This is a genomic window from Bacteroides sp. D20 (assembly GCF_003436255.1).
Classification (GTDB): Bacteria; Bacteroidota; Bacteroidia; order Bacteroidales; family Bacteroidaceae; genus Bacteroides; species Bacteroides uniformis.
In genome coordinates this window covers 15,163-31,573 of sequence record NZ_QSOO01000016.1, presented here as the reverse complement: position 1 = coordinate 31,573, position 16,411 = coordinate 15,163, and the positions used below count along the sequence as shown (strand labels likewise).

18 protein-coding genes, 1 pseudogene and 1 riboswitch are annotated in these 16,411 nt (G+C 47.1%); of the genes and pseudogenes, 12 read left to right on the top strand and 7 right to left on the bottom strand.

Annotation, left to right across the window (positions count from 1 at the left end):
• The first annotated feature begins 2 nt into the window (after window positions 1-2).
• Window positions 3-1,262 (top strand): cofactor-independent phosphoglycerate mutase, encoded by a 1,260-nt coding sequence (locus DXD78_RS15745; RefSeq protein WP_117652818.1) that lies wholly within the window; start codon window positions 3-5, stop codon window positions 1,260-1,262.
• A 70-nt stretch (window positions 1,263-1,332) separates the two neighbouring features.
• Window positions 1,333-2,634: a threonine synthase gene (gene thrC, locus DXD78_RS15740; protein ID WP_005828500.1), complete on the top strand. Its 1,302-nt coding sequence runs from the start codon at window positions 1,333-1,335 to the stop codon at window positions 2,632-2,634.
• Between the two features lie 485 nt (window positions 2,635-3,119).
• Here thrC and DXD78_RS15735 read toward each other — a convergent pair whose 3' ends face one another.
• Both DXD78_RS15735 and DXD78_RS15730 read right to left on the bottom strand, forming a co-directional pair.
• Window positions 3,120-3,443 carry a type II toxin-antitoxin system RelE/ParE family toxin gene (locus DXD78_RS15735; protein ID WP_022402259.1) on the bottom strand — a complete coding sequence of 108 codons (324 nt, stop codon included), beginning with the start codon at window positions 3,441-3,443 and terminating at the stop codon, window positions 3,120-3,122.
• Complete coding sequence (locus DXD78_RS15730) at window positions 3,428-3,595, bottom strand: hypothetical protein (RefSeq protein WP_165860120.1); 168 nt, start codon at window positions 3,593-3,595, stop codon at window positions 3,428-3,430. The genes DXD78_RS15735 and DXD78_RS15730 overlap by 16 nt, the downstream gene beginning before the upstream one ends.
• Before the next feature lie 69 nt (window positions 3,596-3,664).
• Here DXD78_RS15730 and DXD78_RS15725 point away from each other — a divergent pair, with 69 nt between their 5' ends.
• The gene (locus tag DXD78_RS15725; protein ID WP_022402260.1) at window positions 3,665-4,573 is read left to right on the top strand and encodes a DMT family transporter; all 909 of its coding nucleotides are present in this window, start codon (window positions 3,665-3,667) and stop codon (window positions 4,571-4,573) included.
• Here DXD78_RS15725 and DXD78_RS15720 read toward each other — a convergent pair.
• From DXD78_RS15720 to DXD78_RS15710, 3 genes are read right to left on the bottom strand one after another with little or no spacing between them, the layout of a single operon-like run.
• The gene (locus DXD78_RS15720; RefSeq protein ID WP_009037242.1) at window positions 4,533-5,210 is read right to left on the bottom strand and encodes a thiamine diphosphokinase; all 678 of its coding nucleotides are present in this window, start codon (window positions 5,208-5,210) and stop codon (window positions 4,533-4,535) included. The two genes, DXD78_RS15725 and DXD78_RS15720, sit on opposite strands and share 41 nt — an antisense overlap.
• 7 nt (window positions 5,211-5,217) lie before the next feature.
• Entirely contained in the window at window positions 5,218-5,868 is a 651-nt protein-coding gene (gene pnuC / locus DXD78_RS15715; RefSeq protein WP_022402261.1) for a nicotinamide riboside transporter PnuC, read from the bottom strand.
• The gene (locus DXD78_RS15710; RefSeq protein WP_117652817.1) at window positions 5,868-8,180 is read right to left on the bottom strand and encodes a TonB-dependent receptor; all 2,313 of its coding nucleotides are present in this window, start codon (window positions 8,178-8,180) and stop codon (window positions 5,868-5,870) included. Before DXD78_RS15710 ends, pnuC begins: the two co-directional genes overlap by 1 nt.
• A 33-nt stretch (window positions 8,181-8,213) precedes the next feature.
• A riboswitch (TPP riboswitch) is annotated at window positions 8,214-8,310 on the bottom strand.
• A 105-nt stretch (window positions 8,311-8,415) separates the two neighbouring features.
• Here DXD78_RS15710 and DXD78_RS15705 point away from each other — a divergent pair.
• Window positions 8,416-9,285, top strand: a complete 870-nt coding sequence (locus DXD78_RS15705) for a mechanosensitive ion channel family protein (protein ID WP_034528887.1) — start codon at window positions 8,416-8,418, stop codon at window positions 9,283-9,285.
• Window positions 9,286-9,410: 125 nt separating this feature from the next.
• Here the strand turns inward: DXD78_RS15705 and DXD78_RS15700 are convergent, their stop codons facing one another.
• Entirely contained in the window at window positions 9,411-9,653 is a 243-nt protein-coding gene (locus tag DXD78_RS15700) for a hypothetical protein (RefSeq protein ID WP_005828479.1), read from the bottom strand.
• Window positions 9,654-9,781: 128 nt separating this feature from the next.
• Here DXD78_RS15700 and DXD78_RS15695 point away from each other — a divergent pair, with 128 nt between their 5' ends.
• On the top strand, window positions 9,782-10,324 hold the full coding sequence (locus tag DXD78_RS15695) for a hypothetical protein (protein ID WP_005828477.1): 543 nt from the start codon (window positions 9,782-9,784) through the stop codon (window positions 10,322-10,324).
• 49 nt (window positions 10,325-10,373) lie between these two features.
• Here the strand turns inward: DXD78_RS15695 and DXD78_RS21375 are convergent.
• A pseudogene (locus tag DXD78_RS21375) lies at window positions 10,374-10,665 on the bottom strand (pyridoxamine 5'-phosphate oxidase family protein).
• Between the two features lie 103 nt (window positions 10,666-10,768).
• On the opposite strand from DXD78_RS21375, the gene DXD78_RS15685 reads away from it, so the two are divergent.
• The 7 genes from DXD78_RS15685 to DXD78_RS15655 all read left to right on the top strand — a co-directional run bounded on the left by DXD78_RS15685 (window position 10,769) and on the right by DXD78_RS15655 (window position 16,403).
• Entirely contained in the window at window positions 10,769-11,218 is a 450-nt protein-coding gene (locus DXD78_RS15685) for a hypothetical protein (RefSeq protein ID WP_005828472.1), read from the top strand.
• A 234-nt stretch (window positions 11,219-11,452) separates the two neighbouring features.
• Window positions 11,453-11,662, top strand: coding sequence for a winged helix-turn-helix domain-containing protein (locus DXD78_RS15680; RefSeq protein WP_005828467.1), 210 nt, complete (start codon window positions 11,453-11,455; stop codon window positions 11,660-11,662).
• Between the two features lie 337 nt (window positions 11,663-11,999).
• The gene (locus tag DXD78_RS20970) at window positions 12,000-12,227 is read left to right on the top strand and encodes a hypothetical protein (protein WP_009037238.1); all 228 of its coding nucleotides are present in this window, start codon (window positions 12,000-12,002) and stop codon (window positions 12,225-12,227) included.
• A gap of 364 nt (window positions 12,228-12,591) precedes the next feature.
• Window positions 12,592-14,361 (top strand): helix-turn-helix domain-containing protein, encoded by a 1,770-nt coding sequence (locus DXD78_RS15670; protein WP_009037237.1) that lies wholly within the window; start codon window positions 12,592-12,594, stop codon window positions 14,359-14,361.
• Window positions 14,362-14,524: 163 nt separating this feature from the next.
• Entirely contained in the window at window positions 14,525-14,836 is a 312-nt protein-coding gene (locus tag DXD78_RS15665; RefSeq protein ID WP_009037236.1) for a hypothetical protein, read from the top strand.
• Between the two features lie 62 nt (window positions 14,837-14,898).
• Window positions 14,899-15,474 carry a DUF3575 domain-containing protein gene (locus DXD78_RS15660; protein WP_370448325.1) on the top strand — a complete coding sequence of 192 codons (576 nt, stop codon included), beginning with the start codon at window positions 14,899-14,901 and terminating at the stop codon, window positions 15,472-15,474.
• A gap of 23 nt (window positions 15,475-15,497) precedes the next feature.
• The gene (locus DXD78_RS15655; protein WP_009037234.1) at window positions 15,498-16,403 is read left to right on the top strand and encodes a FimB/Mfa2 family fimbrial subunit; all 906 of its coding nucleotides are present in this window, start codon (window positions 15,498-15,500) and stop codon (window positions 16,401-16,403) included.
• The last annotated feature ends 8 nt before the right edge of the window (window positions 16,404-16,411 follow it).

Sequence of the window (16,411 nt, the reverse complement as noted above, 5' to 3'; positions counted from 1 at the left end):
AGATGAAACACATCATTATATTGGGTGATGGTATGGCCGACTGGCCCGTGAAGGCTCTGGGAGGCAAAACCTTGCTGCAGGCGGCTGCAACTCCCTATATGGACAAGCTGGCACGCATGGGACGTGTGGGAAGGCTGGTGACGGTGGCCGAGGGATTTCATCCCGGCAGTGAGGTGGCGAATATGTCCGTTCTGGGCTATAACCTGCCGAAGGTGTACGAAGGCCGCGGTCCATTGGAGGCGGCGAGTATCGGTGTGGACTTGCAGCCGGGTGAGATGGCGATGCGCTGCAACATTATCTGTATCGAGGGAGACAATATCAAGAATCATTCTGCCGGGCACATTACTACAGAGGAAGCGGATGTGTTGGTAAAATACCTTCAGGAGCATTTGGGTAATGACCGCGTGCATTTCCATACGGGCGTGCAATACCGCCATCTGCTGGTAATAAAAGGAGGGGACAAGCGCATTGACTGTACGCCGCCCCACGATGTCCCTTTGAGGCCTTTCCGTCCGTTGATGGTGAAGCCGATGGAGGGTACGGAGAATATTTCGGTCCCCGAAGGCGGTGCAGAGCTTACTCCGAAGCAGACTGCCGATTTGATTAATGATTTGATTCTCCGTTCGCAAGTGTTGCTGGAAAACCATCCGGTCAGCATGAAGCGGAAGGCCGAGGGTAAGGACCCTGCCAATAGCATCTGGCCGTGGAGTCCCGGTTATCGTCCGCAGATGGAGCGCCTTTCAGACAAGTTCCCGCAGGTGAAGCGTGGTGCTGTGATTTCTGCCGTGGATTTGATTAACGGCATCGGCTACTATGCCGGATTGCGGCGCATCACCGTAGAAGGTGCGACGGGGCTTTATGATACCAACTATGAGAATAAGGTGGCTGCCGCCCTTGATGCATTGCGGACGGATGATTTTGTCTACCTGCATATCGAGGCCAGTGATGAGGCCGGTCATGAAGGAAACGTCCCCTTGAAGATTATGACGATTGAGAATCTGGACAGCCGTGCCGTAGGTCCTATCTACGAGGCTGTGAAGGATTGGGAGGAACCCGTTGCTATCTCCGTATTGCCCGACCATCCCACTCCCTGCGAACTCCGTACGCATACGGCCGAACCTATCCCGTTCCTCATTTGGCATCCGGGTATCGAGGCTGACGAAGTACGGACATTTGATGAAGTGGCAGCCTGCGAAGGCAGTTACGGACTGATGAAAGAAGACGAGTTTATTAATGAATTTATGAGTTCCACCACAGAGTAACACAGAGTTTTACGGGGTTTTATTTATAGAGAATTCTGTGAGACTCTGTGGTGAATAAAAAAATACCGCAATGAAATATTATAGCACCAACAAACAAGCCCCCGAAGCCACTCTTGAAGAGGCCGTGGTAAAGGGGCTTGCCGCAGACAAGGGGCTTTTCATGCCCTTTACAATCAAAACTCTGCCACAAGAGTTTTACGATAGCATCGATACACTCAGCTTTCAGGAGATAGCCTATCGCGTGGCAGATGCTTTCTTTGGCGAGGATGTTCCTGCCGATACGCTGAAACAGATTGTTTATGACACACTCAGTTTCGATGTCCCTCTGGTCCGGGTGACAAAGAATATTTATTCGCTTGAGCTGTTCCATGGTCCGACGCTTGCCTTTAAGGATGTAGGCGGTCGCTTCATGGCGCGTTTGCTGGGATACTTTATCAAGAAAGAGGGCAAGAAGCAAGTCAATGTGCTTGTTGCTACCTCCGGTGATACGGGCAGTGCCGTTGCCAATGGTTTCCTCGGTGTGGAAGGCATACACGTCTATGTGCTCTACCCGAAGGGAAAAGTCAGTGAAATCCAGGAGAAACAGTTCACTACCTTAGGGCAGAATATCACGGCTATTGAGGTCGATGGTACGTTCGACGATTGCCAGGCTTTGGTTAAATCCGCTTTTATGGACCGCGAGCTCAACGAACATCTGCAACTGACCAGTGCCAATTCCATCAACGTGGCGCGTTTCTTGCCGCAGGCATTCTATTACTTTTATGCCTATGCTCAACTGAAACGTGCCGGCAAGGGAGGCAATGCCGTCGTGTGTGTACCCAGCGGTAACTTCGGTAACATCACTGCCGGCCTCTTCGGCAAGCGTATGGGACTGCCCGTGGAACGCTTTATCGCTTCCAACAACCGCAATGATATCTTCTTCCAATATTTGCAGACAGGTGTTTATACGCCGCGTCCCAGCATCGCTACCATTGCCAACGCGATGGATGTGGGCGACCCGAGTAACTTTGCCCGTGTACTCGACCTTTACGGAGGCAGCCATGCCGCCATCTCTGCCGAAATCAGCGGTGCCACTTATACCGACGAGCAGATTGCCGAAACCATGCGGGAAGTGTGGAAGAAGGACCATTACCTGCTCGACCCGCACGGAGCCTGCGGCTTCCGGGCCCTGGCCGAAGGACTGAAACCCGGCGAAACGGGCGTATTCTTGGAAACGGCCCATCCGGCGAAGTTCAAGGATACAGTGGAGAAGATTATCGGTGAAGCCGTAGAAATACCTGCCAAGCTTCAGGCCTTTATGCGCGGCGAGAAGAAGAGCCTGCCAATGTCGAAGGACTTTGCGGACTTCAAGCAATATCTGATGCATGTATAAAGAATGGGACGTCAGTAAAGAAAAACACCGGATTGCTTGACATTGCCTTTCGGATGTTGTATCTTTGTAACTGCAATCTTAGTTCAGATTCAATTTTAAATTAGCATAAAAGGAGAGGCGTCGCTTCTCCTTTTTTGTTGTGTTCTTCCGTCACTTCATTTGCCAAACCTTAGGGTCTACTCTCCTAAACCAGTGTTTTGCAGATTTAATCCTCCACTTCAGCAAGCGGAATGGTGGGCATTTGCTTGGAAAATCCCGGCGGTTTTGACGAAAAGCTCGGATGTTTTTGACGAAAAGTCCGGATGTTTCGGATGAAAAGCTCCGAGCTTTCGGATGATATGTTCAGCGCTGACAGATGGTGTGTCGAGGATAAACGGATGATATGTTCGGGACGGATACATGGTTTGTTCCGGCTATATGAACGGACGATCATGCGTCTGTTCCGTTAATCTTCCATAAATCTGCTCTTGACAAGATTGGCTGCTTTATTCTGTATCGGGTTCTTCCCGGATGATGTTTATCATGCTGCCCAACTTATGATGGTTGTTCCATAGCACAAGCACTTCAATCTTCCGGAGACTGTGCCGGTAAAGAAGCGTATAGTCGGGATGCGGAATGATGTACCGTATGTTCTCTGCTTCGGTGGGCTGTCCGATAAACGGATTCAGCGTGACACGGTACAATGCATTTTGGAACAAGGTGTACAGAGTCCCGCCACACCGTTTGTTGCCATCTCCTTCTTGCGAGGAAATCAGCAGGTCCTTCAGAGCTTCTTTGGCAAGTGGCGACCAGATTATTTGTTTAGCCATGCTTCCACCTCCTTACTGATTGTGACATCCTCTTGTCCTTCTCCCTCATCCAGTTGCCGGCAGGCTTTCTTAAGGTCATGGCGTAGCCGGGTGGAGAATGCGAGGACTTGCTTTGTTTGCTGGGACGATTGCTCTTCTTTAACTTTTGCCATAACGTTATCTCCTTTTTCCTTAAAACATTTCAAAGTAATGAATTGTTTGAGGGGAAAAATACGAAGCTGATGAAAGATAAGAAACTGGAAGCCAATCTCAGTATGGTTGCATCGCGCGTCATGGCGGGGTTGAATATGAATGGATTGAAATTTCTGCTCCCTTTGTGGCTGGGTGCATTGACGGGTGTCACGGTGCGTTGTGTCTTTGCTGCCGTGGCATTTTGGATAACAAGCTGGTTTGTAAAGGAGGCACCGGTCACAAGGCGGCAGCGGATAGGGCTGTTCTGTCTGGGAGCTTTCGGACTCTACGGGTTCATGTTCTACTATCTGCTGGGTATCAGTAAGACGACTCCGGTTTCCAGTGCCATCTTCAACTCCATGCAGCCCATTTGGGTTTTTCTGATATCTGTCTTTTTCCTGCACGAAAAGGCTACGCTGATGAAGATAATCGGCATAGCGCTGGGTTTTGGCGGTGCGTTGTTGTGCATCCTTACGCAAGGCAGTGATGACCTGGCGCACGATGCGTTTACGGGCAACATGCTCTGCATGGTGAGCTCGCTGGTCTTTGCCGTTTACCTGATTGTGAGCAAGAAACTGCTGGAAGAGGTCGGGGTAGTGACGATGATGAAGTACATCTTTGGCGGTGCGGCAGTAACGGGATTGATTGTGTCGTCCATTATAGGTTGGGATGCACCCTTGCTTACGGATGCCTTGCATGGGAAGTGGCACTGGGTGCCGTGGGCGGTGTTGGCGTTTGTGCTGGTTTTCCCTACTTACCTCAGTTACTTTCTGGTTCCGGTGGGCTTGAAGTATCTCAAGACGACGGTTGTAGCCATGTACAGCTATCTGATACTGGTGGTGACTACCGTTGTTTCCCTCACCTTGGGGCAAGACCGTTTCAGTTGGACGCAAGCCGCTGCCATTGCCATGATTTGTATCAGCGTGTACTTTGTTGAAGTGGCGGAAGCGAAGAAGTAGTGACGAATACCAGGTATTCCCCTTCCGCTTCGATGGTGAATTCTGTACTGGTGCATTCGTTGAGTGTGCCTTGCCACCAGTTGGTGAAATCGCTGAGGGGATAGACCAGTCCTTTGCCATGCAGACCGTGTGCAGTGAAGTTGATGATGGATACTTGCTGTCCGGGATGGCTTGGGAAGGTGCGGGTACTCCGGCAGGGGATGAAGATGCCGTAATCGGTATAGGTACGTACATCGGCTCCGGCACGGAGATAGTCGATGAGCAGGCTGATATTTCCCAGTGTATGGTCTTCACGTTTGCCCGTGGCACCGATGATGGCGATACGGCGTTTGCCTTTCGCCAGCAGGAAGTTGACGGCTTTAGTCTGGTCGTTGGTCTCCTGGTCGCTGATACGGTGTAGGATATGTCCGAACTTCCGGCGGTTTTCATCACTGAGGGAGTCACCGTCGCCGATGATTACGTCGGGAGTATGGCCCCGGCGGATGTATTCGTCCGCTCCACCGTCGCAACAAACCACATAAGGCGCTTCCGCCAATATCTTTAAAGGTAGGGGACTTGCAGGATATTCCCCATTTGCCAAAACTACGGCATCAATAGTTAATAATTGCTCGTTGCTCGTTGATAGTTCGTCTTTCATGTCTTTCTTAATCCCTAATCTCTAATCCTTCATCCTTGTTCATCATTTTCCTCCATTTGAAGTAGCCAAAGATAGCTATAATTGTGTAAAGGGCATATAGTCCGGCTGTAAAATCAAGTCCTTTGTAGATGTACAGTCCGGCGCTAACGGCATCTACCGCAATCCATGCCCACCATTGCTCTACATATTTCCGTGCCAGCATCCACATGCCGGCTATGCTCAGTGCGGTGGTGAAGGAGTCCAGCCAGGGCACATTGCTGTCCGTGAAGTTTATCAATATCCAGGCAATGCCAAGCAGAGCGGCGATGAATACGGCAGTAAGTGGCAGCCGATAGCGCGCCGGCATATGGGTGATAGGAAGTTCCAGTTTTTGTTCTTCTGTTCTTGTGTCCTCTCCTTTCTGTCCTGCACCTTTCCGCCGCAAGATAGTCCGGCGCAGAAATGCTCCGTACTTCCACATCATCCAGCCGTAGATGGCAGCACCCAGATAATAGATGTTGATGCCGAAATCTGCATACAACCCCGCATCATAGTAGACAAAAATATAGACGGCAGGCATAATGATGCCCGCTATCCAAAGATAAATGCTTGCCCGGTACTCCAACCAGAGATAGAGAATCCCGACCACAGTGCCTATAATCTCAAGAGTATGTTCCATCAGAAATTGATTGCTATATGTCCCAATACATTCGTTCCCGCCTGGGCAGCGTAGCCGGCATAGTTGTAACGGACTTTTCCTCCGTTGTCGTCGTGATAGTATCCGCTGCCTGCGTATCCGTTGTTTTCGTATTCTTCATTGAACAGATTGTAGATGGTGCACCCTACGGTTACCGACTTTACTTTAGGCAACTTGAAGGTATAGGACAGATTCAGGTTGCTTACGAAATAAGCATCTAGTGTGCACTCCTCTTGCTTGGCGTTACTCATGTATTGCTTGCTGATATATTGTGACTGTAACGAGGCCTCGAATCCCTTGAACGTATAGCCGAAGCGGTTGTTCAGTATGAAGTCGGGAGAGAATGCGATGGGGGTATCCCCGTGTTTGATGACCCATGCTTCCGACCCAGCCTCCTCGTTTTCAAAAAGTGTCTCGGTAAAGTTCTGCACACGGTTCTTGCTGAGTGTGGCATTGATGTCCCATTGCAAGCCGCAGTCCAGTTTGATGCCAGCCATCAGTTCAATACCCGTACGGTAGCTGTCGGGCACGTTGCTGGCCATGGCTTCGCCTATCTCGTTCAGCTCTCCCGTCAGTACCAGCTGGTCTTTATAGTCCATATAGTAGAAGTTGGCACCCGCATGGAGCCATGAGTTGGCGAAGGTATATCCCAGTTCGTAGTCGAACAAACGCTCAGCCTTGGGATGTTCGGTGAAGTAGCCGTCGGTGTAGTTGTTGCGCGTAGGTTCTTTATGGGCTACGCTGAACGAACCGTATAGGCGGTGGTTGCGGTCGATTTGCCAGGACAGTCCGGCTTTCGGGTTGAAGAAGTCGAAGTCTTCGTCGATGTCCAGCTTCTGCATTCCCGGAGTGGCGGCAGTCCAGTTGTACTTGTCGTTCAGTCCGTTTATCTTGTAGTTGATGTGGCGGTATTGCAGGTCGAGGTAGGCGCTGAGGCCGCTTACCAGTTCATAATTGGCTTTCAGATAAATATTTCCGTCATTCTTTGTGGCGTTGTTGCGGTAGTAGTCGTGGTCGGGGTTCAGATGGCCGATATAATTCTTTACCCAAAGCACCCTGCCGAAGTGGTCGCCGTCATAGCGGTTCAGTGCACCGCCTAGCGAGGCATGCAGACGGTCGGCTTTGTAGCTTACGGAGAAGATTCCACCGCCAAACCAGTTGTCCATTGCCTTCTTGCGGATAAGGTCGCTTACTTCTACCTTGCCGCCATTGTATTCGAAAGGAGACATGCCGTACTCTGCTAACGAGCGTTCACCTTTATATTCTTGATAGTATCCGTCGCCTTTGGTGTAGTGCAGGCCGATATTCAGGTTCCATTGTGGGGTGAAATTGTGGTTGAATAGCAGCTGGTAATTCTTTTGCGTATAGTTGTCGGTCTGGTCGTCATAGAAATGCAGTGCACCTCCTTCGTCCGTGAGGTAATGCTTCTCGCCGTTGTCGTCTTTATAATATTCTTTGTTGTATACATGGCCGTCCCGGTCGGTGGCGTACATGAATCCGCAGGAATTATAACGCCGTCCGTAACGTTCCATCTCTTCCTTGCTGGCATAGTTCCATGCGTGGTAAGTGCGCTCTTTGCCGGCAAAGGTTATCAGCTTGATAGAGGTGTTGTCATTGTAGTACCCTCCTTGCAGGTAATAGGAGTTCAGTCCCACAGACGCCCGGTCTATATATCCGTCTGTACTGATGTTGGAGAGCCGCGCGTCGAACGACCAATGATTGTTGATGAGTCCCGTTCCCACTTTCACCGTCTCCTTGTGCGTATGGAAGGAGCCGTAGGAACCGTTGAATTCTGCATAGGGTTTCATGGAGAAATCACCCGTCTGCATGTTGATGCTGGCACCGAAAGCTCCTGCACCGTTCGTTGAGGTACCAGCTCCGCGTTGCACCTGCATATCCTTGACGGAGGAGGCGAAATCCGGCAGGTTGACCCAGAATACCGTGTGGCTTTCCGCATCGTTGATGGGAATACCGTTAGCGGTGACGTTGATGCGTGTGCCATCTGTTCCGCGGACTCTCAGTGTGGTGTAACCCACCCCGGCACCGGCGTCGCTGGTAGTAATGGCGGAGGGTGTCATACTCAACAGATACGGCAGGTCTTGTCCGAAATTCTGTTTTTTCAGTTGTTCTTTGCCTATATTGGTGAATGCCACCGGTGTGCTGTTTGTGGCACGTGTGGAGATGACTTCCACTTCCTGCAGGTTTATCACCCGCAGACTGTCTTGCTCTTGTGTCTGCGCACAGACACCCAGTGCTGCCATAAGGAGGCAGGTCGCCATTGCATGTCTCTTCATTTGCAATTGTTTCGTTTAGATGAATACAGAAAAGGGGAACTTTTCTTCTTTTCCCTCCGCCGGCATTACCCGGATCAGGTTAATGGGTATGATCTCAGCCCGTCGTATTAGGGCACCCCTTAGTTGAAATCGGGAGCAAAGGTAGGAGTTTTCGTCGAAAGTGGCAAGTTAAGTGAACGAAAGTCAGAGTTATTTGTTAATTTTGCAGCATTAATTTTAAAAAAAGAGTATAGTTATGTTATCATCTTTATTCATGGCAGCCTTTGCTGCCCAAGTTGCTGACGATGGTTTCAGCAAACTGCAGATATTCCTTCAGCAATTGATAGATTGGGGCGTAAGTGCCGGTGGACGTATTATTGGAGCTGTCATCATCTTTGTGGTAGGACGGTTCTTGATTTCCTTTCTTAGGAAAATGCTGGCGAGGTTATTGGCAAAAAGACATGTGGATGCCAGTATCCAGAGCTTTGTGAAAAGTTTAGTCAATATCTTGCTGACCATTCTGCTGATTATTGCCGTTATCGGCAAATTGGGAGTGGAAACTACTTCTTTTGCAGCTTTGTTGGCATCTGCCGGTGTGGCTATCGGTATGGCACTTTCCGGAAACTTGCAGAATTTTGCGGGTGGATTGATTGTACTGTTGTTCCGTCCTTTCAAGGTAGGCGACTGGATTGAAAGCCAGGGAGTGTCCGGAACGGTACGTGAGATTCAAATCTTCCATACGATTCTGACCACAGCCGACAATAAGGTAATCTATATCCCTAACGGTGCGTTGAGCAGTGGTACAGTGACTAATTACAGCCGTGAGGATACGCGTCGTGTAGATTGGGTGATCGGTGTAGAATATGGTGAGAATTATGACAAGGTAGAGAGCACCGTGCGTCGTATCATCTCCGAAGACAGCCGTATCTTGAATACTCCCGAACCGTTTGTAGCTCTTCATGCCTTGGATGCCAGCAGTGTGAATGTGGTGATTCGTGTTTGGGTGAAGAGCGGAGACTACTGGGGCGTTTATTTTGATATGAACAAGAAGATTTACTCCGTATTCAATGAGGAAGGTATCGACTTCCCATTCCCGCAGTTGACGGTGCATCAGGCGAAAGACTGAGTGGGCTACAAGTTTCAATTTACTGGCTATCAGCTACTATAAGTTACGGGCTACAAGTGTACTGCATTATCATACTGCAGGACACTTGTAGCCCGTAACTTAATAGTAGTCGGTAACTCCGTAATTTATTTATAACTTAATTCTGCCTCTATTTCTTCGCAGACATCTTGCTCCAGGTTGAGCAGCTGATTGATTTCTTTTCGTTTTTCCAAATCCGTGAAATAGCTCTCCACTACTGCATAGATGTTGAAGCCGGTTGTGGAACCCGCAGCCAAATCCAATGACTCAACCATTTTCTCTACTGCTTGATGAATGCGTTTCTTACTGATAAAATGCAGTTCATTACTATGAATTAAGCTCTTTTCCATGATATTTTCTGTTTTAGTTATTGTAGTTATAACATTCTATCAAGCAAGTAAGTTCATGTAGATTGAACAGATTTGACAGTCGGTCGAATGATATTTTTCCTATATTTGCAAAAAATATAAACGCGGCAATGAAAGAACTGTTTATAAAAATACTCCGTTTTCTGATGTTTGTACTGGTCGTAGCTTTGGGCTGCATCGGATATAACATCTATGAAGATACGTTGGCTGCTGTGTGGATACCCGTAGGGGTAGGACTTGTGGTGGCAGTCGTTACACTTCCTCTATATAAAAAATGGATATGGCTGACAACGATGGAGCAAAAGGCAGTGAATATATTGTGCCATGTGGTGTGCGTGGGTGTCATCAGTTGTTCGCTTTTTCTGGTAGGGAATTATCGGATGGCGGCTCCTGCTTCGACAAAGGAGGTGACGGTTACCGTACTTGAGAAGCTGATAAAAGAACATGAAAAGAGACGTAAAGTAGGCAAGCATCGTTATGTGTCGGACGGAGTACGTAAGGAATATTACTTAAAGGTGGCTTTCGAGGATGGAGCGATAGAGACCTTGCATGTTTCCACAGCCACATACAACAAAGCACGAAAAGGCAAACCGAAAGTCCTGACTTTGCAGAAAGGAGGTTTCGGATTGCCGGTGATAACGAAGGGGCTATAGTTTTCATCCCCCCCATGCAAGACATCAGATGAGGAACTGAATGCTCTTCTTAAAGATTTCTGCGTACAAAATGTCCGTCAATCCAAATGGTGGCATGGTGTCCTTTGAATTTCAGTAATACATAATTGGGAGCTGCCGGGCCTTTATCTCCACCTTACCGGTGAGCACTACGCTGTTTCCTTCTTCCTGAAAGCACAAACCTGCTTTCGGATTGGCTGCACCTTTGTTTTAAGACTGTCTTTGCCGGTTGCCAACCATACGGTGGTGGCCCCTTCCGACTTGATATTGCTCATTGGAACGGGGCTGGGATGATATTCTTTATAGGTTGTAAAGATACAGATAAACTGATAGGGAAATCCCTATGTATAAATAGAGAGAATCACGGAAAAGGAGGTTTTTATCATACTACATTTGCTGTATGGATAAATACTAAAACTTTCTATTATGAAAAAGATGTCAGTTGTTTTAGGCTTGTTACTCGCTGTCTTGGTGATGGGCTGTGGCATTTATGAAAGCTACGGGTTTGATTATAAGCAGTTGAGCAGCATTGAACGTGGTATGAGCTTTAAAGAGGTGTGTACCATTTTAGGAGAGCCTGCATTTAGAGATTTGAATAAGGAGGGAGAGGCTTGGACATTCCGCGCTTATACTCCTGCGGGGTGGTCGGCTGTCAAGGTGTGGTTCAAAGACGGAAAAGTGGACGAAATGAAGAGCTATCTGGAGGATACTTATCCGGTTACCACTTCGCGGGACAAGAGTTTCATGAATGAGAAAAAAGAATCTTCCGACAAGAGTAGCGAAACAAAGGTAATAGTTTCGCCGGAAGGGAAACATTACATCAAAATGGGCTCGGTAGTAGTCACTCCCGAAGGCAAGCATATAATAGTACCTTGATTATACCAACATAATCGTTTCCGGATATAGTATAATGTGAATATACCTTTCTATAAAGTGTTGATATTTATAAAGTTCTATATTTTTTGCAGATTTTAGGTATATGTAGTTCAAAGAATGTTATCTGAAATGAAAAGAATGGGCAATGTTTGTCATTGCTCTGTCTTTATCTTATATTTGAGTAGATAATATAGGATATCATTTTAAGAAAGGAACTAATAATAAGATAATAATATGAAGAGTATTGAGAAGGCGACCAATAATATGAAAATGGTATATTCCATTTTGTGCAATCTTAAGAAGTGTACAATCTTTGAATTGCAGAAACTGACGAAGTTCAGGGATGTGGATTTGTGTTTGGCCTTGGGGTATCTGCTGCAGAATAACCAGATTTATCAGAAGCGTATTGATAACATGGTTTACTATGGAGTCATCGCAAAATGAAAAGAGATACAATAGGTTTACCACACATTTTGCTTACATGCTTGCATGGTGCTTTCTAATTGTTTGTTATACCGCATTTTACAGTATGTAAGCAGATGCCATGCAAGTATGTAGGCAAACTTTGCTTGCATGCTGTTTTTTCTTGTGCAAATGGCTGGTCTTCTTTCCGCAAAGAACAGCTCTTTCTCCTACTAAAAGCTTATTAATGACTATTGTGCACGGTTGTGATGCAGTTTCTTCACTATTGTGGTACGGCTTCTCCATACTTGTGGAGAAGACGTACCACAATAGTGCGCATATCTAACTGTCATTTAATCAGTAGATTAAAATCCTATGTTTGAGTAATGAAAGCCTGATAAACAGTCTTTCATTGGCTGTGTATGTACCTTCAAAAGAGTGTGATATGGTAGTGGATAATGTTCATGTCTTACAGTTTTTCAGTGAAACCAATCATTTTCATTGTGATTCTGTTTACAGAGCTTTGAAGGATATGAGGTACAAGGTTGTCCGTATCAAGGATATAAAAGAGGATTTATCCGATTTTGCCGGATATAAGAAGAAATAATCCGATTTGCCCCTAAAGTAAACTTAAAGGATTTAGAAATAAAGCAGTTCAATCCGGAACATCCTTTAAATGAATTGAACAGATTGAATAAACTGAAAAAGTCCAATCCGGAGGCTTTCCATTACTGGTATCAGATTTATAAGATTATTCAAGAGAATGAAGAGAGTAAATAAATTCAAATAAGAAAAACAGCCGCTACAACTGCCAATCACAGTGTAGCGGCTTTTCTTTTAGAGTTTAAAGCATTAAGAGGGTATATGAAGGTGCAAGTTCATTGTTAATCCTATATAACTTTACTAATAATGTTTTTTTTTGTATTTTTGAAGAATTATAAACCAAGAACTTACGTAAACACACAACCGATATGAAATATAAAACCAGTCTGATAACTATTTTATGGGGAAGCCTTTTATGTTTCACTTTACCTGTTGTAGCACAAAATAGCCTGCAACATCAAAAAGACTCTTTGCGGCAAGTGATTGAACACTCCGAAGGTATTGATAAACTGAAGTCATACAATAGATTGTACTATTTATATATGTCGGAAGTTGCCGACGACCAAAAAATGGATACATTGCTGATGCTGTTCACTCAGGTTGAAGCCGAAGCCATAAAGCAGGGAAATGTAGAAATGCAGGGAATGGTGTATGGAAATACCATCATATCTCACATAAACCGGAAGGAGTATGACGAAATCATTCAAAAAGCGCCCGGCTATCTTGACTTTTATATCCGGCACGAATTGTGGAAGTTCTATTATCAGATCAATATGCAGCTAATCACTGCCTATAATCTGAAAGGGGATTATAAACAGGCAGCCGAAGCGGCGGAACTCATGTTCGACCGCGCCAGGAAGCGGGAGGATAAAGCAGGGATGGCATTGGCGCTCTATGCTACCGGAATCACTTATAATGTCCAGAATAGATGGAAAGAGGAAGAAGAATGTTTCAGAGAGTGCGCCGGCTTATTATGGGAAGTTTCGGGATACGACAATATCCTGACGCAATCCTATGCGTTCTTATGCACTGCTCTCCGGGCACAGGCACAGTATGACAAACTATTGCAACTTGTGCCTGACTATGAAAAAGCGATTGCACGATTCGAGAAATCATCCGGAAGAACACAGCCTGAAGCGCGGGGAAATCTCTATGTAGCATTGATGAATACATACATAGATACGAAAGACTACGACAAAGCCGGGGAATATCTCTCCAAATTGGAAAGTATTGTCAATAACAATATTTCCAAATATGAGTTGGCGCGCGCAAAGGCTCTGATTTTTCAGTCACAGGGAGACTACCGCAAAGCACTTGCCGTAATAGACAGTGCAACGGCCGGGATTGATGAATCGGACTTCAGCCTCAATGATACCAGAAAAATAAAGATGGAGATACTTGCTCGGATGGGACGTGTTGACGAAGCGTTAGCACTATTGGATCAGTTCATAGCTACCAATGATACTATAAAAAACGTGGAGGTCAATGCCCGGTTCGATGAATTACGTACCCAATATGAAGTGGAAAAACATATTGCCGGGAAAGAGCGTAATTTCCATTACCTCCTTTTTGCTCTTGCCATTTGTCTGGTTCTCGCTTTGCTCTTGGCAGGTGCTTTCTATTACAACCGGACTATTGCCCTCAAGAATCGTAAGTTGTATGAACGAATTAAAGAACAAGATCGGTTAGCGGATGAACTATCCCGATTGGAGAACATTCGCCAATCGGAATCCTCCCCGGAGGATTCCGGCAAAACAGCCGGAGCTACGGAACTATTTGCACCTTCCGGCGAACAGCAGAATCTGGTTATTCGATTGCAGGAGTATCTGCTCTCCGATGATAACCTGTCCAATACTGACATTAACCGCGATGATATAATCTCCGCACTTGGCACCAATAAGAACACATTGACAGATGCCGTCAAAGCCGTTACTGGAAAATCTCCCATGGAGTATATGCGTACTCTGAAAGTGGAAGAGGCACGCCGGAAGCTCGACAGCCATCCCGAACTTACGATTGAGGCGATAGCTTTCAGTTGTGGCTTTAATATACCGAGCACTTTTTATCGTCTGTTCCGCAAACAATATGGCATTAGCCCGACAGAATACCGGAAAATGGCAACGTCCCAAGAAAAATAAAAAATACTGCTCCAAAATTCAAAAGCACGGTGAATCCGTGCTTTTTTTATGTCCGAAAGCCTGAAAAACGGCAGAAAAGGACAAAACGCCACAAACTTGGGACAAAATGCAATAGTTTTCAGCCCGTATTTCACATCCTTTGTACCAAGAAAAAGAAATATCTATGGACAATTACATTTTCCTTATCGCACTGGGACTTGTTTTCTGCTCGCTTGCAATTGTGGCTTTGGTCTTTTTGCATTGCCGGAAGATAGTTGAGAAGTGCAATTATTATATGGCGAAAGGCATCCGTGAGCAGGATTGTTTAGCTAAGCAATTGGAACGAACACGCATAGAAAAAGAAATGATGGAAAAGGTGATTAAAGCAGAACTGTCGGAAGCTGTTAAATCTTCCATGACAGGAGAAAAAAACGATGGCTGCACGACTGACTGTAAGAGACAGATATCGCGGATAGAGATAACCTATTTCATTTAATATACATATAATAAATGAACTTTATGAAACAATTACAAGAAAAACTACTGGCTTTGCTTCTGATGGCTTTATTGACCGGAACAGGAGCTTACGCGCAAGAGGCATCGGATAAACAAAAGACACCGGATTATCGGTTTGCCGTCCGCACGAATGTGCTGTATGATGCCTTCCTGCTGCCCACATTGGGTGTAGAGTGGCGTATGAATGAGAATGTCGGCATCAAGCTGGACGGCAGCCTCGCATGGTGGGGTGGCAATCACGGCAAGGTGCAGAAGATGTGGCTCGTCAACCCCGAAGTGCGGTGGTATCTGCTGCGCGAGAAACGCTTCTATGTAGGAGCATCGGGAACCTACGGCGAGTACAATATATATAAGTACCCGCTTGGCAGCATCCTCTTGAAAGACACCGGCTATCAGGGCAAGCTGTGGAACGCCGGATTGACCGTGGGCTACCGGCTTTATCTGTCTCGCGGCTTCTCCATCGACTTCAACCTCGGTCTGGGCTACACCCGTTCCGAATATGACAGTTTCGGCATGACCGATGGCATACGTGTATATAAGGAACGGAACAGAGCAAAGAACCTATGGGGGCCGACACAGGCTGGCATCAGCCTCGTGTGGACGCTTGGCAGCAAATAAGTAGAACTATAAAAATACGATATATGAAAAATTCGATTACATTACTTTGTGTCTGGGCGACAGTCCTCCTCCTTGCAGGTTGCGATGTGAAAGATCCGATTTACAACACTCCGCATCCCGACAAAGGGCAAATCACCTTGACAACAGACTGGACGCGGCGCACAACGGGCGTGGATATACCGGCAAACTACACGGTGGCATCCGGTGAATACATGGCTACCGTGAGCGATGCCACCAACACGCTCGACCGCCTTTTTGAGCCGGGTGTTTGCCACTTGCGTGTTTACAACACGCCGGAGCACATCACCGTGAGCGGCAGTGTGGCAACCGTCGCCGGGGCTTCGGGTAACGTGGACGGAGCGGGGCTATTCATACAAGAAATGCCGGGCTGGTTGTTTACGGGCGTGACGGAAACTACGATAGAAGCGGACACCGACCACACCCTTACCGTTGCGATGCAGCAGCAAGTACGCCAACTGACGCTCTTCATCGAGCCGACGGGCAGTACCACGGAAAGGATAGAGCGAATCGAGGGCTACCTTTCGGGGGTTGCCTCGACGCTGGATATGGATAACGGCACGCATGGTACGCCGCTGAACGTGGCACTGGCGTTTTCGAAAGTAACGGAAGGAGCCAATGCCGGAAAATGGGCGGCCACGGTGCGCCTGCTCGGCGTGGCGGGTGTGCAGCAGAAGCTGGATGCCAAACTCTACTTTGCAGGAGACAGTCCAAAGCCGGTCACTCTCGACAGTGATCTCACCACGGAGCTTGCCACCTTCAACGCCGACAAGCATAAGCCACTCGCCTTGGGCGGGAAAATAGTGGAAACACCTACGGAAGCGGACTTCTCTGCCACCATTACCGACTGGACGCCGGGCAATGGCGAAGACGGTGAAAACGGCTCGGCCGGAATGGAAACGAACAATTGAATCAATAA